A 20,574-nucleotide genomic window follows, 5' to 3' on the forward strand; every position below is an offset into this window, starting at 1 on the left:
TTTTACACTTTTTATTTTTTAATTATTTATTTAAAAAATCTTCTCCGATTTTATATACATCTCCTGCTCCAACTGTTAAAACCAAATCTCCTTCTTTTAAAGAACCATTTAAGTAATTTAGTATTTCTTCAAAACTATGAAAGTTTTTGCAGTTTAAATTTTTTAATCTTAATGCATCACCAAGCATTGTAGAATTTACTATTCCAGTATCCTTTTCTCTTGCAGCATAAATGTCTGCCAGGATTATTTCATCTGCATCATAAAAACATTCAGTGAATTCATTAAATAAGGTTATGGTTCTTGAATAAGTATGAGGTTGAAAAATACATACAACCTTATTATGTGGATAATTCTTAGCAGCTTTTAGTGTAGCTTTGATTTCTGTAGGATGATGTGCATAATCATCTACAATTGTAATTCCATCTTTAATGCCTTTAAGTTCAAATCTTCTATGAGTACCACCAAAACTTTCAATTCCAAGTTTTATATTTTCGTAAGATATATCAAGTATAAGTGCTATGCATATACTTGATAGGGAATTTAAAAGATTGTGTGTACCAGGCACATTTAAGTTTGCTGAGAATAATTTGTTGCTATTTTCAAATACATCAAAGGATGCGCAAGCTTTTTCATTATAAGTTATATTTTTAGCAGTAATATCGCCCTTATCTATTCCGTAAGTTAATATGTTGGAGGTACAAGCTTTTAATACTGGCTCCATATGAGGGTCTTCAGCATAAGCAACTAAGTAACCTTCTTTAGGTATAAGCTTTGCAAACTTTACAAATGTATCTTGTATATCCTGTATATCTTTATAGTAATCTAAGTGATCTGCATCGATATTTAAGATTGTACCTATATAAGGATAAAACTTTAAAAATGAAGCTTTATACTCGCAAGCTTCCGTTATAAAATATTCACTTTTTCCTGTTCTTACATTCCCATTTATAATATCTAAATCTCCGCCAACTAAGATAGTAGGATCTAAATCAGCTTTTAGGCATATATGAGTTATCATGGATGTAGTTGTGGTTTTACCATGAGTTCCAGATATGGCTATATTGTACTTATGACCTTTCATAAGTTTTCCTAGAAACTCTGCTCGATCCATTAAAGGTATATTAAGTTCTTTTGTTTTTATAAGCTCTGGATTATCTTCAGAAATCGCAGCAGTATATACTACCAAACTTGCGTGTTCAACATTTTTTGACTCATGGCCTATATAAATTTTTGCACCCATAGATTGAAGTTTGTCAGTTATATTAGATTTATTCATATCTGATCCTGATACAACATAACCTTTTTCTAAAAGTATCTCAGCGAGACCGCTCATACTTATTCCGCCTATACCTATAAAGTGTATAGGTTTGTCTTTATATTTTACTAAATCAAGTAGCAATTTGCTCAACTCCTCGTAAATTTCATTCCATTTAATAATTATATACAAAAAAACATTAAAAAACACTTAAAATATTATTTATTTTTACTATATCATTGATTATATTCTGTTTTTAGAATAGAATATGAATAATAGGAAATATTTAATAATGAATAATCGTAATTAATATAGTTAGGTGATATATATGGATAAATTTACACGAAATCAAAGAATTTCTGCTATTACTAAGATACTTATAGAAAATCCCAATAAGATAATAAATTTGAATAGATTTACTGAAATGTTTAATGCTGCAAAATCTACAGTAAGTGAAGATTTAATTGCAATAAAGGAAATTTTATTAAAACTTTCTTTAGGTAAAATAGAAACTATACCAGGAGCAGCTGGGGGAGTAAGATACATAGGAGGAGTTTCTGAGGAAGAAAGCATAAAATTTGCTGAAGAATTATGTATGATTTTAAAAGATAGAGAAAGAATAATACCAGGGAATTTTCTATATGTTACAGATTTAATGTTTAGTCCAGATATAATTAGTAAAGCTGGAAAAATATTAGCCTCTTCATTTAATAATAAGGACGTAAATTATGTAGTAACCGTAGAAACTAAAGGTATTCCGTTAGCTTATGAAGTAGCTAAAATGCTTGGAGTTCAATTAGTAGTTGTGCGAAGGGAAAATAAAGTAACAGAGGGACCAACGGTGAGTATAAATTATGTATCAGGTTCTACTAATAGAATACAAAACATGACTTTATCTAAAAGGACTATTAATAAGGGAAGTAATTGTATTTTCATTGATGATTTTATGAAAGCTGGTGGAACTGCCCTTGGAATAATGAACTTACTAAAGGAGTTTGAAAGTAATTTAGTAGGGATTGGTGTACTTATAGATAATATAGAAATGGATAAAAAGTTAGTAGATAATTACGTATCTATTATTGAGTTTGAAGGATTAGATGGAGAAGATAATGCTATTTTAAATGTATCTAAGAAAATAAAAATGTAAAATATTCTAAAAATTATATATTTTTTTTGAAAGTAAGAAGGAAAAATGCAAAACGTAGAGAATATTATTATCATAAGCATCGTGGAGGTGGATTTTTATGCAAATTACAGATGTAAGAGTTAGAAAGATTGCCGCTGAAGGTAAAATGAAAGCCATTGTGTCCGTAACTTTTGATAATGAATTTGTTGTACATGATATCAAAGTTATAGAAGGACAAAATGGACTATTTATTGCTATGCCAAGTAGAAAAACTCCAGATGGAGAATTTAAAGACATAGCTCATCCAATAAATACTCAGACAAGAGAAAAAATACAAAAATCTATTCTAGATGAGTACGAAAAGGTAAAGGATGAAGCAGTTACTGACGTTACAGAAGAGTAAAAAGGAGGAGTAATATTACTCCTTTTTATTTTGTCCAATTTTCTGAATATATCCGGTAATGTTGCAATTAATATGCATATAAAATATAATAATAGGTAAGAAGTTATATTATTATATATAATAATGTAAAAATGTGCCTATAAGAGGTGGTAAAATGTATAATTGTGCTATAATATTAGCTGCTGGTGAAGGAAAAAGAATGAAGTCAAGCCTACCAAAGGTGGTTCACAAGGTATGCGGAAAAGAAATGGTTAATCATGTAATAGATACCTTAAAAGAGGCAGAAGTAGATGACATAAATGTAATCGTTGGAAAAGGAGCAGATGAGGTAAAAAACGGAACTTCATCTAGAAAAGTTTCATATTCATTTCAAGATAAGCAACTGGGAACAGGTCACGCAGTAAAATGCTCAAAGGACTTTTTAAAGGGTAAGGAAGGTACTGTAGCCATATTTACAGGAGATGCCCCACTTATTACATCTAATACAATAAAAGATCTAATTTCCTTCCATGAAAAAAATCAATATAAAGCAACTATACTTACTTCTATTGTTGATGATCCAACAGGATATGGAAGAATAATAAGGGAAAAGAATGAGGAAGTAGGAAAAATAGTAGAACATAAAGATTGTAATAAAGAAGAATTAAAAGTAAATGAAATAAATGCAGGTATGTATTGCTTTGATATACATGAACTTCTGGGGAGTTTAGAATTATTGTCAAATAATAATTCTCAAGGAGAATACTACTTAACTGATGTAATTGAAATATTAAAAAATAATGGATTTAAGGTTGGTGCATTACCAGTAGAATTCGAAGAAACTATGGGCGTAAATTCTAGAGTTCAATTATCTGAAGTAGAAAGTATTATGAAAAGACGAACAAATAATAAGCATATGGAAAATGGCGTTACTTTAATAGATCCAAATAACACATATATTGAACCTGGAGTAATAATTGGAAACGACACAATTATTTACCCGGGAAATGTAATTCAAGGAGATACTATCATAGGAGAAGGATGTATTTTATACCCTAATTCTAGAATTGAAAGTAGTATTATTGGCAATAAAGTAACTATACAAAATTCGGTTATACTGGAAAGTAGTATAGGAGAGAATACTACAGTAGGTCCTTTTGCATATATAAGACCAGAAAGTAAAATAGGAAAGTCTGCAAGAATAGGAGATTTCGTAGAAATAAAGAAATCTACTATTGGAGATAATACTAAAGTTTCACACTTAACATATATAGGGGATGCAGAAGTAGGCAGTAAGTGTAATTTTGGATGTGGTACAGTTGTAGTGAATTATGATGGTCGTAAGAAATATAAGACTATTATAGGAAATAATGTATTCATAGGATGTAATACTAACTTAGTAGCTCCTGTAGAAGTAAAAAATAATTCATACATAGCTGCAGGTTCAACAATTACTGAAAATGTGCCAGAAGATGCATTAGCTATTGCTAGAGCAAAACAAGTAAATAAGGAACAATGGGTAATTAAAAAAGGATTTAATAAATAATTCTAAGGAGGTCTTTCCAATGATAAGCCACGGAAAAAGTATTAAGATTTTTAGCGGTAATTCACATCCACAACTTGCTAAAGATATAGCTGAAATTTTAGGAGTTCCGCTAGGAGATGCAAGTGTAAGTAAATTTAGTGATGGGGAAATATGTGTAGATATTAATGAAACAGTTAGAGGTATAGATGCATTTATAATTCAATCTACTAATGATCCAGTAAATGATAACTTAATGGAACTTTTAATCATGATAGATGCATTTAAGAGAGCGTCAGCAGGAAGAATAACAGCAGTTATTCCTTACTATGGATATGCAAGACAAGATAGAAAAGCAAAGGCTAGAGATCCAATTACATCTAAGCTTGTTGCAGATCTTTTAACTGCAGCAGGAGCAGATAGAGTTTTAACTATGGACTTGCATGCAGCTCAAATTCAAGGATATTTTGATATACCAGTAGATCATTTACTAGGAGTTCCTATACTTGGAAAGTACTTTGCTCAAAATGGATTTGATCAAAGAGATGATGTTGTAGTGGTTTCTCCAGATTTAGGTAGTGTTACTAGAGCAAGAAAGTTTGCTGACAGAATTCATGCTCCAATTGCAATAATAGATAAGAGAAGACCAAAGCCAAATGTATCAGAAATCATGCATATAATCGGAGATATAAAGGATAAAACTTGTATATTAGTCGATGATATGATAGATACAGCAGGAACTATTACTAATGGAGCTAGTGCATTGTTAAAAATGGGAGCTAAGGAAGTATATGCTTGTTGTACTCATTCTGTATTATCAGGTCCTGCTATAGAAAGAATAAATGAATCTGTTATAAAGGAATTTATAATGTTAAATACTATAGCTCTTCCTGAAAGCAAGAAGAGTGATAAATTTAAGCTTTTATCTGTGGCACCTGTATTTGCAGAAGCTATAAGAAGAATATATGAAGAAATATCAGTAAGTAAATTATTCGAAGAATAATAATTTTAATGATTATAAAAGGCATATATTGCGAGCAATCGTAATATATGCCTTATTATAATTTGTTCAAAAATATAAATTTTAGTAAAGATTTTGTAACAATTTAAGTATATACTATTAATAGTATTATACTATATGATAAATTTAAAATATAAGATAAGGTAGGAGGAGCATAAAATGATGGACGGTAAAATAGCAAAGGTATTGATAGTGGATGATGATAATAATATTTGTGAAGTTATAAAAATGTACTTGGAGAATGCAGGATACGAAGTTAAGGTAAGCAATGATGGAAAAGAAGCACAAGAAGCTTTCTTAGAGTATAAACCAGAGTTGGTGCTTTTAGATGTAATGCTTCCTCATATAGATGGAGTAGATGTACTTAAATGGATAAGAAAGGATTCTGAAGTTCCTGTAATAATGCTAACGGCAAAAGGGGAAACTTTTGATAAGGTTTTAGGATTAGAACTAGGAGCAGATGATTATATAGTAAAGCCTTTCGAGCCTAAAGAGTTACTTGCAAGAATTAAAGCTGTTCTTAGAAGATATAGCTCGGAAAGTGAAAATAAGGAAGTATTAAAATTTGAAGATTTAATAGTTGATAGTAATTCTTATAATGTAATTTATAAGGGTGAAGAAGTAAAAATGCCTCCAAAGGAATTTGAGCTTTTGCATTATTTGGCAAGTAACAAAAACAAAGTTTTTACAAGAGAGCAGCTCCTATGTGAAGTGTGGGGCTATGACTATCCTGGAGACTCAAGAACTGTAGATGTTCATGTTAAAAGATTGAGGGAAAAGCTTCAAGGTGGATGTAATTGGAGTATAGAAACTGTTTGGGGCGTTGGATATAAGTTTGAGGTGAAATAATAAATGAAAAAGGGACTGTTTCCTAAGATGGTAGCTACATTTACAGCTATTATAGCAGTGAGTTTTATAGTAACAGCTGCATTCTTATCCTATTGGTTTGAAGGCTACTATTTTAATGAAAGAAAAAAACAGTTGACTAACGAATCGCGATTTATAAGCGAAAGTGCGATAAAATATTTAGAAGGAAATACTACTCATGAAAGAATTGAGGAAATGATTAGTAATATTGGTAGTTACCTATCTACTAATATATGGCTTACAGATAACTATGGTATAGTATATAGTGTGTCAAATGATGAACATAAAAAGATAATAGGGAAGCAAGTGCTTACAGATGAATTAAGTGATCTAAGAAGCGGAAAGAATGTAGAAAAGAGAGGTATATCATCGGATGTATTTCCCATGCAAGTACACACTTTTGTAGTTCCGATTTTTCATAATGATGTATTTAAAGGCGCTATAGTTATGCATACTTCTCTTAATGAAATTAAGGAACCATTAGAAAGGGTTTATGAAATAATATGGCTAGCTGCAATACTTGCTATAATGGGATCTGGATTTATTATTTATTATTTTTGCCAAAAGATAATTATAAAGCCTCTTGGAAAGATAAACTATGTGGCAGATAAAATTTCTAAGGGCGAAGTGGAAAGAAGGGTGCATTTAAGCTCTAAAGATGAAATTGGAATTCTTGCAGAATCTTTTAATACCATGGCTGAATCTCTTGAAAAAATAGAGGAGAATAGGAGAGAATTTATATCAAATGTATCTCATGAGATAAGAACTCCATTAACTTCTATAAAGGGATTTATAGGCGCTATATTAGATGGAGTCATACCAAGGGAAAAGGAGAGTTATTACCTTTCCTTAGCTCAGGATGAAACTCAAAGACTTGCAAGACTTGTAAATGATCTTTTAGACCTTTCTGCAATTGAAGCAGGAGAGCTTAAGCTTAATATAGGTGATGTAAATATAAGTGAAATAATAAGAATCACTATTATAAAATTAGAAAATAAAATAAAAGAAAAAAATTTAAATGTAGAAGTGTATTTAGATGACGATGATTTGCATGTAATAGGCGATAGAGATAGACTTACGCAGGTGGCTACAAATTTGGTAGATAATGCAATAAAGTATTCTAATCAGTCTGGATTAATGCAAGTGAAGACTAAAGTTAAAAATAATAAGGTGCATGTTTCAATTTATAATAGTGGACCACGTATATCTGAAGAGGATATTAAAAATATATGGTCAAGATTTTATAAAGCTGATAAAGCAAGATCTTCTAAAGTTAGTACAGGGTTGGGACTTTCTATTGTGCGAAGTATATTAACTCAATTAGGTGAAGATATTTGGGTTAGAAATAAACCTGATGGAGGAGTAGAATTCACATTTACTTTAAAATTAAATAAACAGTAATATTATGTTATAAAATTGTATGTAAATAGAGGCATATAAAAATATTATATAGTTGGAGGGTGGAACTACAGATGGATGATTATAAATATAATGAAGTAACTGATGTAAACTTTGAAGAGGTAGATTCAAAAAATAGCAATATTAAGTTTAAAAAGAAGAATAGAAACCGCAATCAATTTTTCAAGTCTATAGCAATAATAGTGATTTCAGCTTTATCTGGAGCATTGGGAGGAGCTTATATAGTTCAAAAATATCAAGGTAATCAAAATAACAAAGAAAGTGCTATAACTCAGCAGAATCAAATATCTACTAAACAGATACCTAAAAATGCTATAACAACTGTAGCTGAAACTGTTGGGCCTGCTGTGGTGGGAATAAATAATAAAGGCGAAACCTTTTGGGGAGATATAGAGCAGGGAAGTGGATCAGGTATAATATTTGAACCTAATGGATATATAGTAACAAATTATCATGTTATAAGTGGAGCAAAGAAAGTAACTGTGAAGCTGTCAACTGGTAAGGTTTTTCCAGCTAAGCTAGTGGCTGCAGATAAAAGATCAGATTTAGCAGTCATTAAAATAGATGCAACTAATTTACCAGTTGCAAAATTTGGAGATTCCTCTAAGGTAAGAGTAGGAGATTTAGCTATTGCTATAGGTAATCCATTGGGAGAAGAATTTGCAGGGTCTGTTACATCAGGAATTATAAGTGCATTAAATAGAGAAATGCAATATGATGGAGCTATATATAAGGTGCTACAGACGGATGCTGCAATAAATCCAGGTAATAGTGGAGGAGCTCTTTGTAATGAAAATGGAGAAGTAATAGGAATAAATAGCTTGAAGATAGGATCAGAAGCTAATGCAGAAGGTATGGGATTTGCTATTGCAAGTAATGAAGCTAAATCGATTATTGATTCACTTATGAACTATGGTAAGGTTAAGAGACCGGCGTTAGGTGTAATGGGGCAGGCTGTAAGTTATAAAAATGGCGAGGTTAAAGGATTTTATGTAAGCGAAGTCATAGAAGGTTCAGGAGCTAGCAAGGCAGGAATAAAGCCAACGGATATAATAACAGAAGTAGATAAGACTAAAATTAATTCTTATGAAGATTTAGCAGGTGTATTAGATAATCATAAAATTGGAGATACTATATCAATAAAAATATGGAGAAGTGGCAATACTATAACTAAGAACTTAATTCTTTCAGAAATGTAGGAACAAAACTAATAATTAAATAAAACAGGTGATTATTATAATAAAGAGGCTTTAAGGTCTCTTTATTATTTATTTTACCTAGTGTAATATATTTATTAGCGTATTATTTAAATTATGGAGGAAATAACATGTATCTAATAGTTGGATTAGGAAATCCAGGAAGAGAATATGAACACACAAGGCATAATGTAGGGTTTGATGCTATTGACAAAATAAGCAGTAGGTATAACATAGATTTAAACAGGACAAAATTTAAAGGAATGTATGGAGAAGGATTTTTAAATGGGGAAAAAGTTATTTTGCTAAAACCCCTTACATATATGAATTTAAGTGGAGAAAGCGTTGGAGAAATAGCAAGCTTTTATAAAATAAAAAATGAAAATATAATAATAATATATGATGATGTAGATTTAGAGGTTGGAAGAATTAGAATAAGAAAAAAAGGTAGCTCAGGAGGCCATAATGGTATAAAGAGTATACTTTATCATTTAGGAAATGAAGACTTTACAAGAATAAAATTAGGTGTAGGAAAAGCAGAAAGGGATATGGTTTCACATGTACTTGGAAAATTTCATGTAGAAGATAGAGAAAGAATTGAAGAGGTATTAAGCTGCACTATAGACATAGTAGATGCAATCATTAAAGATGGTGCAGATAGTGCTATGAACAAATATAATAATTTTAAGGCATAGTAGTCATTGAGGTGAAATAAATGAGATTAAAAGGTATAACTAAACCTTTAAAAGATAGTATAGAGTTTAAAAATATAATAAATGGGGTAAATAAAAATAAGTTTCCTATAGCGTTATATGGTGTTTCTGAATCGGCAAGGGCTTATGTGATGAATGGGATATATGATGAAATAGATAAATCTCTTTTGATATTAACTCATAGCGATGTAGAGGCTAAGAATATATATGAGGATTTACTATTATATGTACCTGAAGTATACTATTTTCCAACAAAAGAAATAGTTTTTTATAACATAGATGCAATTTCAGGAGACCTCAGATGGGAACGATTAAAAGTAATAAAAAGTATAATTGACAACAGTAAGAAGGTTATAGTTTCATCTATTGAAGCTATAGCATCTTGCTATATTGATTATGAGCTTTATAAGGAATATACGTATAAGTTTTCGGTAGGGGATGTAATTGATTTTAATGCACTTAGTGAAAAGCTTATACAATGTGGATATGAAAGAGTAGATGTAGTTGATAGCAAAGGTCAATTTTCTATAAGAGGGGGGATAATGGATATATATCCCCCTATTTTAGCAGAGCCTTATAGGATTGAACTCTTTGGAGATGAGATAGATTCTATAAGAAGTTTTAACACAGAATCACAGAGAAGCATTGAAAAAGTACAAAAAATAGAAGTGTTTCCAGCTAAAGAAATTATACTATCTAATGAAAGTATAGATAGAGGGTACAAAAATATAGAAAAAGATTTAAAAGGTATGATAGATACCTTGAAAAGTAAAAATAATAAAGAGGCTGCAGAAAAATTAAGTTCTACAGTAAATCAAAACTTAGAGTTCCTTAAGGAAAGCTGGAATTTTGAAGCTATTGATAGTTATTTACCATATTTCTATGATAGTAGTACATCGTTTTTAAGTTATTTTAGAGATTGGATGATAATAATTGATGATGTGCAAAGATGTGAGGGAAAACTAAATAGTGTATATTTTGAATTTGAAGAAAATTACAAAAGCTTTCTTCAAAGAGGAGATATACTTCCCAAGCAAGGAGAATTACTTATTCCTAAAAATGTGATTTGGAATAGTTTGGAGCAGCATAATGTAATAACTATGAGTTCTATTCCTAAAAGCGTAAAATTACTGCCACCTAAGGCTATAATAAATTTTACTGAAATTACTCTTCATAACTATCAAGGACAAATTGATTTACTAATTGAAGATATAAAAGATAAAAAGCAAAGAGGATATAAAACTATTATACTTTCTGGTACCAGGCCAAGGGGAGAAAGACTCGTAAATACATTAAGAGACAGAGGAATAGACAGTGTATATAAGGATAAGATAGATGAGATTCATAATGGGGAAGTAGTAATTACCTTTGGAAGTCAAATGAAGGGCTATGAGTACCCGACCTTAAGAATATGCATCATTTCAGATAAAGAAGTATTTGGAGAAGCTAAAAAAAGCTTTGCTAAAAGAAGTTCTAAAAGAGGAATAAACAAAATAAAAAGCTTTACGGAGCTTAAGCCTGGAGATTATGTAGTACATGTAAACCATGGAATAGGAGTATATAAGGGAATTAAACAGCTAAATATAGATGGACATACAAAGGATTATTTAGAACTCACTTATTCTGCAGATGATAAATTGTATGTTCCGGTTGATCAATTGGATTTAGTTCAAAAATATGTTGGAGGAGAGGGAAAGGTACCCAAAATTACTAAGCTTGGTGGAAGCGAATGGAGCAAAGCCAAAAGCAAGGCTAAAAAATCTATACAAGAAATAGCTGAGGATTTAGTAAAATTATATGCGTTCCGTTCCACTTTAAAAGGGCATGCTTATTCTAAGGATACAGTTTGGCAAAAACAATTTGAAGAAGAATTCCCATATGAGGAAACTCCAGATCAGGTTACAGCCATTGAAGATATAAAAACAGATATGCAATCAGATAAGGCCATGGACAGACTATTGTGTGGTGATGTAGGGTATGGTAAGACTGAAGTAGCTATAAGAGCAGCATTTAAAGCTGTAATGGATGGTAAACAAGTAGCCTTTTTAGTTCCTACTACTATTCTTGCACAACAACATTATAATAACTTAATACAAAGGTTTTCTGACTTCCCAGTAAGAATAGATATGTTAAGTCGTTTTAGAACTACTGCACAGCAAAAGGAAACCATGAAGGCTGTAAAAGAAGGGAATATAGATATTCTAATTGGAACTCATAGAATACTGCAAAAAGATATTAAATTTAAAGATTTAGGAATTTTAATTATAGATGAGGAGCAAAGGTTTGGAGTAAAGCATAAGGAGAAAATAAAGGAATTTAAAAAGAATGTAGATGTTTTAACGTTAAGTGCAACCCCTATACCTAGAACACTTCATATGTCTTTGGTAGGAGTAAGAGACATAAGTGTAATTGAAACTCCACCAGAAGAAAGGCATCCGATTCAAACTTATGTTGTAGAGTACAATGATCAGTTGATAAGAGACGCAATTTTAAGGGAAGTAAATAGAGGCGGGCAGGTATACTTCGTATATAATAGAGTGGAAACTATAAGTGAGATGGCATCTTATATTTCAAAGTTACTACCTGAGGTAAGAGTAGATGTAGCACATGGACAAATGGATGAAAAGCAGCTCGAGGGAGTCATTATAAACTTTATGAAAAATGAATTTGATGTTTTGGTGGCGACTACAATTATTGAAACAGGTATGGATATTCACAATGTAAACACTATGGTAATATATGATGCTGATAAAATGGGACTATCTCAACTGTATCAATTAAGAGGGAGAGTTGGAAGAAGTAGTAGAATTGCATATTGTTATTTAACTTATAGAAAAGATAAAATACTTACTGAAGTAGCGGAAAAAAGATTGAAAGCTATTAAAGAATTTACTGAATTAGGTTCTGGATTTAAAATTGCTCTAAAGGATTTGGAAATTAGAGGAGCAGGTAATATGATGGGATCTTCTCAACATGGACACATGGCGTCCATAGGATATGATTTATATTGTAGGATGCTTGAAGATACTATAAAACAATTCAAAGGAGAGATAGACAAGGAACCAGTAGATACCACGGTTGAATTAAAAGTAGATGCTTTTATACCTGGAAGTTATATAAATGATCAAACTCAAAAGATAGAGGTATATAAAAAAATAGCAGCTATAAATTCTTATGAAGATATGATTGAGGTACAAGATGAGTTAGAGGATAGATTTTCTAATATACCAAGTTCTGTGAAAAATCTTATTGATATAGCCTATATAAGGTGTATAGCTAAGGAACTGGGAGTAGAAAATATAAAGGAAAGAAAAGATGAAATATTAATTGAGTTTCAGGGCGTAGAAAATCTGACAGGAGATATAAGGGGAAGTATAAAAACAAGATATAATAGAAATATATTGTTTAAGTTTGGAGAAAAACCTATTATAGCATTAAAAACATCACAAATAAAAAACGAAGAAATGCTGCATGATGTGAAAGAATTGATTTTATTTATGAAGGAAATGAAAAATAATAGTTAATTTTCAGTAAAAACAAAATAAATGAAGTAAAAATATTTGCATTATATATCAAAAATTATTATAATGAAAAAAGATTATGAAAAATGGGGGAATAATATAATGAACATAAGAAAAGTAATTACCGCAGCCGTTATAGGTGCTTTTACCTTTACTACTGTAGGATGTAGTATGGTAGAAAAGACACCTGAAGCAATAAAGAAGAGTACTGTAGCTCAAGTGGGTAGTGAAAAAATAACTAGAGGAGAATTAGATGAAAATCCTATTGTATCTGAACAGTTAAATGCATTAAAAGCTCAGTATGGTGAAAACTATGCTACAAATGCAGAGATAAAAGATCAGCTTTTAGCATATAAAAAACAAGTTTTAGATCAAATGATAAAAGAAAAGCTTGTACTTCAACATGCTAAGGACTACAATATTAATCCTGATGATGCTGCCATAAAGGAACAAGTAGATAAAGCAATAAATGATATGATAAAACAAAACTTTGCTAACGATAAAAATAAGTTTGTAGAAGAATTAAAGAAAATAGGGACTACAGAAGAAACTTTAAGAAATTTTTATAAAAAACAAATAGTTATAGAAAAAATAAATCAACAAGTCACTAAAGATGTAAAAGTAGATGATGCTACTGCAAAAAAATATTATGATGAAAATATATATCAATTTCTAAAGAAACCAGCTAAATTTCATGCTTCACACATATTAGTAAATACAGAGGAAGAAGCTAAAAAGGTTAAAGAAAGATTAGATAAGAAAGAAGACTTTGCAAAGGTAGCAAAAGAAGTTTCAATAGATGGAAGCAAGGAAAAGGGTGGAGACTTAGGAGAAATGGAGTATTCTGGTGTAGTTAAGCCTTTTGCGGATGCTGTTGTAAAATTAAATAAAGGTGAAACATCTGGAATAGTAAAAAGTCAATTTGGATATCACATTATAAAGCTTGCAGACAAGGAACCTGTAGAGTTTAAGAGCTTTGATGAAGTTAAGGAACAAGTAAAAAAGGAATTGATTGATGACGAAAAACAAAAGGCTTTTAGTAATAAAATAGAAGAATGGAAGAAATCAGGGAAAGTTGAAACTGAAAAATATGAAAAAAATTTAATATAATTTTTGAAGAAGCATATGTCTTTCTTAAAGTATTTTTATGGGAAAAAGAATTTAAGGAGGATATATGCTTTTTTAATTACAAATGTGTATAAAATTTCATAAATAGAAAGATAATATTAATACAACTTGTATCAAACAAGTATCAATTTAAGGGAGGTAAGGCAGCATGAAAGCTACAGGTATTGTAAGACGTATAGATGACTTGGGAAGAGTAGTTATTCCAAAGGAAATTAGAAGGACATTAAGAATAAGAGAAGGAGATCCATTAGAAATATTTACAGATAGAGAAGGTGGAGTAATACTTAAAAAATATTCCCCTATAGGAGAGCTAAGTGAATTTTCTAAGGGCTATACAGAATCTCTACAACAAGTTATAGGAAATGTAGTTATTATATGTGATAAAGATAGTATTGTTTCTGTAAGTGGAGCTCCTAAAAAGGAATACATAGATAAAAAGATAAGTGAAGAATTAGAAAAAATTATTGAAGAGAGGAAAACAATTTCTCTAGCTGATGCAAGTCAGTTTATACCTTTAAATTCAGATGATGATGTAGAAGGTAGATATACGTCTCAAGTAATTTCACCTATAATAGCTGAAGGAGATGCAATTGGTGCTGTAATTATAGTTTCTAAGGAAGAAGGGAAAAAGTTTGGGGATGTAGAAATAAAATTAGCAGAAACTGCATCATCCTTCTTAGGTAAACAAATGGAACAATAAATGACAAAATATTTTAGTATTGAAATGGCAGCTCGTCTGCCATTTATTATTTTTTGTTCATAAGGGATTATTGACTAATTTAAAATAAAATATTCAATAAAAGTAATAATATTTGTAAAACTTAAATAAATAATAGTTAGAATGATTTCAGAGAGGTTGAGAAGATGAAAACACATTCTTTGTTAAAAGGTACATTTATACTAGCAACTGCAGGGCTTGTAGCAAAGTTTTTGGGTATATTTTTTAGATGGCCACTAATAATGTTAATTGGAGATGAGGGAATAGGGTATTACCAAATGTCTTATCCACTGTATACTTTTTTTATTGCCGTAGCATCTGGAATACCTGTAGCTATTTCTAAATTAATATCAGAAAGAAGAGCAGTACAAGACATGGAAGGAATTATCCAAGTATTTAAAAAGTCAATTTTGGTAATGTTTATAATAGGGGGAGGATTTACAGCTTTTCTTTTAATTTTTTCTAAGAGATTGGTAAATATTTTTGGATGGGAAGCTAAATCATATTATTCGTTATTAGGAATAGCATTAGCACCTATGTTCATTTCATTAATGAGTGCATTTAGGGGCTTTTTCCAAGGACTTCAATATATGACTCCTACTGCATGGTCGCAGCTTATAGAGCAAGTTGGAAGGGTAGTATTTGGAGTAGGACTTGCTATAATACTTTTACCTAAGGGAATAGAATATTCAGCAGGAGGAGCAGCTTTTGGGGCAACAGCAGGAGGAATATTTGGAACTATATATTTATTTTATAAATATACAAAAGTTAGAAAAGAATTAAAAATAGGTAGAGTAAGAAGTAACCTAGAAGTATTAAATAAATTATTATTAACAGCTATACCCATATCTATAGGAGCTACTGTTATAAGTATAATGAGTTTAATTGACTCTTTCTTGGTACCTAGGAAGCTTTTAGAGGCAGGATTAAGCGGAAAGGAAGCGACTATATTATATGGACAATTAACTGGTAAGGCGTTTGTATTAGTTAATGTACCTTTAACAGTATCTATGGGGCTATGCTTAAGCTTGGTACCTATAATAACTGAATGTTTTATACTTAATAGAAGGGGAGAGCTTATAAAAAAGATAGAAACTGCTATGAAATTTTCTATGGTTGTAGCAATACCATCATTTTTAGGTCTTTTTGTTTTAGCAGAACCAATTTTATCATTGGTATTTCCAGGCCATAGTGAGGGGTACCCTATATTAAGGTATTTATCTATTTCAATACCATTTATAGTAATATTTCAAACTTCTACATCTATTTTGCAGGGCGTAGATAAATATAGAGTCCCAGTAATAAATTTGATGGTTGGATGCATCATCAAATTTATAATTACATTTATGTTGGTTCCTATAGCTCATATAAATATATATGGAGCAATTATAGGTACCATAGTAGGATATATCATATCTTCAATTATGAATTTAAGAACTTTAGAAAAGTCTCTAGGCATTAACATAAATTACTATGATATAATAATAAAACCAGCATATGCTTCAGTTTTGATGATAATAGCAGTAATATTTATATATGAAAAAAGTTTTAATATATTTCTTAGCAATGGAATTGCATGTATAATATCAATATTTTCTGGGTTATTAATATATAGTATACTGGTTATAATATTTAAAATAATGAACTATAAGTACGTAAGAGAAAGACTAAGAGGAGACAAAAGGAGAGAATTGTAATGATAAAAATCATAGGATTGGGGCCAGGAGATAAAAGTGCTTTAACTTTAGGAGCGGTAGAAACTTTAAAAAGCGGAGAAAAGATATTTTTAAGAACCTTTAAGCATCCTACTGTGCAATATCTTGATGATATAAACATAGTATATAATACTTTTGATGATAAGTATGAAAATAGTAAAAGTTTTGAAGAAGTTTATAATTCTATAGCAGAAGAACTTATAATAACTCATTCTAAATATAAGCAGATTGTGTATGCTGTACCGGGACATCCATTGGTAGCTGAAAAGTCTGTAAGCATTCTTATAGAAAAGTGTAAAAGTCTTAATATAGAATATGAACTGCTGCCAGCAGTGAGCTTTGTTGATGCCATTATGGAAAGTTTAAAGATAGATCCTATAGAAGGTATTAAAATCATAGATGCATTTGACATAAGTAACCAATTATTAGATAAAAGAAGTGGAATTATAATAACTCAAGTTTATAATAAATTTATAGCTTCTGAAATAAAATTAGCCTTACTGGATTATTATAAAGATGATACAAAAATATATTTTGTAAGGGCGGCAGGAGTAAAGGATTTAGAGATAGTTAGAGAAATTCCTTTGTATGAGTTGGATAGACAAGAGGAGATAGATTATTTAACATCTATATATATTCCTAAAGACTTAAATAATAATAAGGATTTTTACGATTTACTAGAAATTATGAAAACTTTAAGAGGGGAAGATGGATGTCCTTGGGATAGGGAACAGACTCACGAAAGTCTTAAAAAATATCTTATAGAGGAAAGTTATGAAGTTATAGAAGCTATAGAAAATAAAAATGATGATATGTTAATAGAAGAATTAGGAGACGTATTACTTCAAGTTGTGTTCCATGCTGAAATAGGAAATGAAGAAGGATTTTTTAACATAAATGATGTAATACAATCTATATGTAATAAAATGATAGAAAGACATCCACATGTGTTTGGAGAAGCAGATGTAGAGAATTCAAATGAAGTACTCAATAATTGGGATAAAATAAAGAAAAAAGAAAAAGGATTTAAAACCTATACAGAAGAAATGAAGCATATAACAAAAATCTTGCCTGCACTTATAAGAGCTGAAAAAGTCCAAAAAAAAGCTGCTAAGGTAGGCTTTGATTGGGATAAAATAGAGGATGCATTTGAGAAAGTAAAAGAAGAATTTTATGAGGTAAAAGATGTATATAAAAATAATAATAGGGAAAAAATACTAGAAGAAGTTGGAGATTTAATATTTTCTGTAGTAAATGTAGCAAGATTTCTTGACATAGACCCTGAGTTTGCATTAAATTATACTATAGATAAGTTTATTAATCGTTTTAATCATATCGAACAAACGGCGATTAATAAAAGTTTAAAATTAGAAAACATGACATTGCAGGAAATGGATTTATTATGGGAGGAAGCAAAAACACAAAAATAGCTTTTTCTTAAAAAACTGCAATAAAAAGAAGGAATTTTCAAATCAACGAAGAATATGCTACTTTATAGCATACTCATATTTAAGGAGGTAAACAAAGGTGAACAAATCAGAATTAATTACAAGCATGGCTGAAAAATCTAAACTAACTAAAAAGGACGCAGAGGTTGCTTTAAAGGCATTTATAGAAAGTGTTGAAGAAGCTCTAGAAAAAGGTGAAAAGGTTCAGTTAGTAGGATTTGGAACTTTTGAAACAAGAGAAAGAGCAGCAAGAGTTGGTAGAAACCCAAAAACTAAAGAAGAAATACAGATACCTGAATCAACAGTTCCAGTATTTAAAGCTGGTAAAGAATTTAAAGATAAAGTTAATAAATAATAAACATTTTATATTCATAAAAACCTGGGTGAAAATCTAGGTTTTTTACATTATTGGAGGAGAGTAAGTGAGGTTAGATAAATATTTAAAGGTTTCAAGAATAATAAAAAGAAGAACTGTTGCAAAAGAAGCTTGTGAAAATGGAAGGGTATACATAAATAATAAAGTTGCCAAGCCTGGTACAGATATAAAGGAAAATGATATTATAGAAATAAAGTATGCAGATAAATCTTTGAAGGCTCGTATAATTAATGTTGTAGAACATGTAAGTAAGGAAAATGCTAAAAATATGTATGAAATTATAGCTGGAGAAGAAGATATAGAAGAATAATGAGAGTCAATAAAAATAAGGTATAGAATGTATTTGTATATTCTATACCTTATTTTTGTACTATAAAATCAAAAAAAAGCATATATAATATTATAAAAGTTGGAGGTGAATTCTATGGAGAAAAAGGAAATTAAGATAGAGGGAAAAAGCAGTTTAAATTTAGAGAATAGAAAAAGATTAACCTTAAGTGGTATAGTAGAGGTTGTGAGCTTTAATGAAGATCAGATAATACTAAATACATCACTTGGGACTTTAAATATAAAAGGGGAAGGATTAAAGATGAATAAGCTAGATGTACAAAATGGAGATGTTATTATAAATGGTATAGTAAATTCCTGTGTATATGTGAATAAAGAAAATAAAAAGGAAAAAGAAAAATTACTTTCAAAACTATTTAAGTAGAGGTAGTATATGTTAATTTCTATTAGTCATCAATTAAAGCTAGTGATATTCAGTTTTCTTTCGGGGGTTCTGACAGGGATACTATTTGATGTTTATAGAATAATAAGGGGATTTGAAGGAACTAATAAAATACTAACATTCATAGAAGACATGCTATTTTGGATATTCTCAAGTGTAGTAGTCTTTATATTTTTACTATTTACGAATTACGCATATATAGGATTTTACGTCTATTTATTAATAGCACTGGGTATATATGTATATTTAAAGCTTTTAAGTAAAGTAATTTTAGCTATAGAATACAAAATACTAAAAAATATGGGTAAACTTATAAGAATTTCTAAAAACATCCTATTGTTTCCTATTGATTTTTTGTTGTACACTATTAAAAGAAAAAAATAATATTAAATTATAAAATTTACTTGAAGAAACATTAAAATCACATTAGAATATAATAAAGGGATAAAATATAATTAAGAAAGGAATTATTTTTTATCTATGAAGAAGAATGTGAATTTTAAAAAGGTAGTATTTTTTCTTTTGCTTATATATGCAGGTTATATTTTTGTAAATCAACAAATTATAATAGGCAATATAAAGAAACAAGTTATTCAAAGAAAAACCGAACTTGAAAATCTACAGGAAAAAAATCAAAAGCTCCAAGATGAGGTTAAAATGTCAAAGAGTGATTCATATATTGAAAAGCTGGCAAGAGAAAAACTAAACCTCATAAAAGAAGGAGAAATTCCTGTAATAAGCAACAAATAGTTATATTTTAAATTTATTATACATTTATTTTAAGGAGGAATTTTTTTAATATGACCTTAAAGGCAGGAAACATACTAGAGGGTACAGTGGTAAACATTACTAATTTTGGTGCTTTTGTTGAAATTGAAGGCAAAACTGGATTGGTGCATATATCTGAGGTTTCAGATAGTTATGTAAAAGATATCAGAAGTCATCTAAAAGAAAAAGATACAGTTAAAGTTAAAGTAATTTCTGTAGATGAAAGTGGTAAAATAAGTTTATCAATAAAGCAGGCGACACCACAAAGAAAGTCAATGAAGCCTATGGAAATTGATTGGCAAAGAGAAAAGGAAAAGCCATCACCTAAGGATTTTGAAGACAGAATGATGAGATTCTTAAAGGATAGTGAAGAAAGACTTCAAGATGTAAAAAAGAATCAGGATTCAAGAAGTAGAGGATACAGAAAGAGTTCGAGTTAGTAGTAAATTAGAGGCTTTATAGCCTCTTTTATATTTTTTTAAAAAAAGTGTTGACATATGTAAAAGCGTAAGATATAATAATTTATGTCGTGAGACGGCAAAAGCTTATGTGCCGAAGTGGCGGAACTGGCAGACGCACAGGACTTAAAATCCTGCGGGCCTAACAGCCCGTACCGGTTCGATTCCGGTCTTCGGCACCAAATAACGCGGGGTGGAGCAGTTGGTAGCT

The 20,574-nt window shown here is 30.1% G+C and carries 20 protein-coding genes and 1 tRNA gene; 20 read left to right on the forward strand and 1 reads right to left on the reverse strand.

The window, feature by feature from the left end; translation table 11 throughout:
• Positions 1-22: 22 nt before the first annotated feature.
• Positions 23-1,399, reverse strand: coding sequence for a UDP-N-acetylmuramate--L-alanine ligase (murC, locus tag CRN98_RS12530; protein ID WP_097027767.1), 1,377 nt, complete (start codon positions 1,397-1,399; stop codon positions 23-25).
• A 184-nt stretch (positions 1,400-1,583) separates the two neighbouring features.
• Here murC and purR point away from each other — a divergent pair, with 184 nt between their 5' ends.
• The 20 genes from purR (at position 1,584) to CRN98_RS12630 (ending at position 20,545) form a co-directional block, all read left to right on the forward strand.
• Entirely contained in the window at positions 1,584-2,402 is an 819-nt protein-coding gene (purR, locus tag CRN98_RS12535) for a pur operon repressor (RefSeq protein ID WP_097027768.1), read from the forward strand.
• A 97-nt stretch (positions 2,403-2,499) separates the two neighbouring features.
• The gene (gene spoVG, locus CRN98_RS12540; protein ID WP_035306851.1) at positions 2,500-2,784 is read left to right on the forward strand and encodes a septation regulator SpoVG; all 285 of its coding nucleotides are present in this window, start codon (positions 2,500-2,502) and stop codon (positions 2,782-2,784) included.
• A 154-nt stretch (positions 2,785-2,938) separates the two neighbouring features.
• Positions 2,939-4,309, forward strand: a complete 1,371-nt coding sequence (glmU, locus tag CRN98_RS12545; protein WP_097027769.1) for a bifunctional UDP-N-acetylglucosamine diphosphorylase/glucosamine-1-phosphate N-acetyltransferase GlmU — start codon at positions 2,939-2,941, stop codon at positions 4,307-4,309.
• Between the two features lie 19 nt (positions 4,310-4,328).
• The gene (locus CRN98_RS12550; RefSeq protein ID WP_097027770.1) at positions 4,329-5,288 is read left to right on the forward strand and encodes a ribose-phosphate diphosphokinase; all 960 of its coding nucleotides are present in this window, start codon (positions 4,329-4,331) and stop codon (positions 5,286-5,288) included.
• A 180-nt stretch (positions 5,289-5,468) separates the two neighbouring features.
• Positions 5,469-6,155 carry a response regulator transcription factor gene (locus CRN98_RS12555; protein ID WP_097027786.1) on the forward strand — a complete coding sequence of 229 codons (687 nt, stop codon included), beginning with the start codon at positions 5,469-5,471 and terminating at the stop codon, positions 6,153-6,155.
• Between the two features lie 3 nt (positions 6,156-6,158).
• Positions 6,159-7,574, forward strand: a complete 1,416-nt coding sequence (locus CRN98_RS12560) for a sensor histidine kinase (protein ID WP_097027771.1) — start codon at positions 6,159-6,161, stop codon at positions 7,572-7,574.
• A 71-nt stretch (positions 7,575-7,645) separates the two neighbouring features.
• Positions 7,646-8,791 (forward strand): S1C family serine protease, encoded by a 1,146-nt coding sequence (locus tag CRN98_RS12565; RefSeq protein WP_097027772.1) that lies wholly within the window; start codon positions 7,646-7,648, stop codon positions 8,789-8,791.
• Between the two features lie 128 nt (positions 8,792-8,919).
• Positions 8,920-9,483, forward strand: a complete 564-nt coding sequence (gene pth, locus CRN98_RS12570) for an aminoacyl-tRNA hydrolase (protein WP_097027773.1) — start codon at positions 8,920-8,922, stop codon at positions 9,481-9,483.
• A gap of 20 nt (positions 9,484-9,503) precedes the next feature.
• Positions 9,504-13,025, forward strand: coding sequence for a transcription-repair coupling factor (gene mfd / locus CRN98_RS12575; RefSeq protein WP_097027774.1), 3,522 nt, complete (start codon positions 9,504-9,506; stop codon positions 13,023-13,025).
• Between the two features lie 99 nt (positions 13,026-13,124).
• On the forward strand, positions 13,125-14,132 hold the full coding sequence (locus CRN98_RS12580) for a peptidylprolyl isomerase (protein WP_242960941.1): 1,008 nt from the start codon (positions 13,125-13,127) through the stop codon (positions 14,130-14,132).
• A 166-nt stretch (positions 14,133-14,298) separates the two neighbouring features.
• The gene (gene spoVT, locus CRN98_RS12585; protein WP_097027775.1) at positions 14,299-14,850 is read left to right on the forward strand and encodes a stage V sporulation protein T; all 552 of its coding nucleotides are present in this window, start codon (positions 14,299-14,301) and stop codon (positions 14,848-14,850) included.
• A gap of 164 nt (positions 14,851-15,014) precedes the next feature.
• Positions 15,015-16,565, forward strand: coding sequence for a putative polysaccharide biosynthesis protein (locus CRN98_RS12590; protein ID WP_097027776.1), 1,551 nt, complete (start codon positions 15,015-15,017; stop codon positions 16,563-16,565).
• A complete protein-coding gene (gene yabN, locus CRN98_RS12595) occupies positions 16,565-18,013 on the forward strand; it encodes a bifunctional methyltransferase/pyrophosphohydrolase YabN (RefSeq protein WP_097027777.1) in 1,449 nt (482 codons plus the stop codon). Before CRN98_RS12590 ends, yabN begins: the two co-directional genes overlap by 1 nt.
• A 97-nt stretch (positions 18,014-18,110) precedes the next feature.
• On the forward strand, positions 18,111-18,386 hold the full coding sequence (locus tag CRN98_RS12600) for an HU family DNA-binding protein (RefSeq protein ID WP_035306879.1): 276 nt from the start codon (positions 18,111-18,113) through the stop codon (positions 18,384-18,386).
• 67 nt (positions 18,387-18,453) lie between these two features.
• Positions 18,454-18,717, forward strand: a complete 264-nt coding sequence (locus tag CRN98_RS12605; protein WP_097027778.1) for an RNA-binding S4 domain-containing protein — start codon at positions 18,454-18,456, stop codon at positions 18,715-18,717.
• A 114-nt stretch (positions 18,718-18,831) separates the two neighbouring features.
• Complete coding sequence (yabP, locus tag CRN98_RS12610; protein WP_097027779.1) at positions 18,832-19,119, forward strand: sporulation protein YabP; 288 nt, start codon at positions 18,832-18,834, stop codon at positions 19,117-19,119.
• 9 nt (positions 19,120-19,128) lie between these two features.
• A complete protein-coding gene (yabQ, locus tag CRN98_RS12615; RefSeq protein WP_097027780.1) occupies positions 19,129-19,521 on the forward strand; it encodes a spore cortex biosynthesis protein YabQ in 393 nt (130 codons plus the stop codon).
• 96 nt (positions 19,522-19,617) lie between these two features.
• A complete protein-coding gene (locus tag CRN98_RS12620) occupies positions 19,618-19,887 on the forward strand; it encodes an FtsB family cell division protein (RefSeq protein ID WP_097027781.1) in 270 nt (89 codons plus the stop codon).
• Positions 19,888-19,937: 50 nt separating this feature from the next.
• A complete protein-coding gene (locus tag CRN98_RS12625; RefSeq protein ID WP_097027782.1) occupies positions 19,938-20,345 on the forward strand; it encodes a S1 domain-containing RNA-binding protein in 408 nt (135 codons plus the stop codon).
• Between the two features lie 111 nt (positions 20,346-20,456).
• Positions 20,457-20,545, forward strand: a tRNA-Leu gene (locus CRN98_RS12630).
• Positions 20,546-20,574: the final 29 nt, after the last annotated feature.

The organism is Clostridium peptidivorans, from assembly GCF_900205925.1.
GTDB classification, from domain to species: domain Bacteria; phylum Bacillota; class Clostridia; order Clostridiales; family Clostridiaceae; genus Clostridium_AK; species Clostridium_AK peptidivorans.

Excerpts from the sequence above, each read along its gene's own strand:
- spoVG (WP_035306851.1), top strand. The coding sequence starts at position 2,500 with ATGCAAATTACAGATGTAAGAGTTAGAAAGATTGCCGCTGAAGGTAAA.
- CRN98_RS12620 (WP_097027781.1), top strand. The coding sequence starts at position 19,618 with ATGAAGAAGAATGTGAATTTTAAAAAGGTAGTATTTTTTCTTTTGCTT.
- yabN (WP_097027777.1), top strand. The coding sequence starts at position 16,565 with ATGATAAAAATCATAGGATTGGGGCCAGGAGATAAAAGTGCTTTAACT.
- purR (WP_097027768.1), top strand. The coding sequence starts at position 1,584 with ATGGATAAATTTACACGAAATCAAAGAATTTCTGCTATTACTAAGATA.
- pth (WP_097027773.1), top strand. The coding sequence starts at position 8,920 with ATGTATCTAATAGTTGGATTAGGAAATCCAGGAAGAGAATATGAACAC.
- CRN98_RS12560 (WP_097027771.1), top strand. The coding sequence starts at position 6,159 with ATGAAAAAGGGACTGTTTCCTAAGATGGTAGCTACATTTACAGCTATT.
- yabQ (WP_097027780.1), top strand. The coding sequence starts at position 19,129 with ATGTTAATTTCTATTAGTCATCAATTAAAGCTAGTGATATTCAGTTTT.
- CRN98_RS12590 (WP_097027776.1), top strand. The coding sequence starts at position 15,015 with ATGAAAACACATTCTTTGTTAAAAGGTACATTTATACTAGCAACTGCA.
- CRN98_RS12565 (WP_097027772.1), top strand. The coding sequence starts at position 7,646 with ATGGATGATTATAAATATAATGAAGTAACTGATGTAAACTTTGAAGAG.
- CRN98_RS12625 (WP_097027782.1), top strand. The coding sequence starts at position 19,938 with ATGACCTTAAAGGCAGGAAACATACTAGAGGGTACAGTGGTAAACATT.
- spoVT (WP_097027775.1), top strand. The coding sequence starts at position 14,299 with ATGAAAGCTACAGGTATTGTAAGACGTATAGATGACTTGGGAAGAGTA.
- yabP (WP_097027779.1), top strand. The coding sequence starts at position 18,832 with ATGGAGAAAAAGGAAATTAAGATAGAGGGAAAAAGCAGTTTAAATTTA.
- CRN98_RS12580 (WP_242960941.1), top strand. The coding sequence starts at position 13,125 with ATGAACATAAGAAAAGTAATTACCGCAGCCGTTATAGGTGCTTTTACC.
- CRN98_RS12555 (WP_097027786.1), top strand. The coding sequence starts at position 5,469 with ATGGACGGTAAAATAGCAAAGGTATTGATAGTGGATGATGATAATAAT.
- CRN98_RS12550 (WP_097027770.1), top strand. The coding sequence starts at position 4,329 with ATGATAAGCCACGGAAAAAGTATTAAGATTTTTAGCGGTAATTCACAT.
- glmU (WP_097027769.1), top strand. The coding sequence starts at position 2,939 with ATGTATAATTGTGCTATAATATTAGCTGCTGGTGAAGGAAAAAGAATG.
- mfd (WP_097027774.1), top strand. The coding sequence starts at position 9,504 with ATGAGATTAAAAGGTATAACTAAACCTTTAAAAGATAGTATAGAGTTT.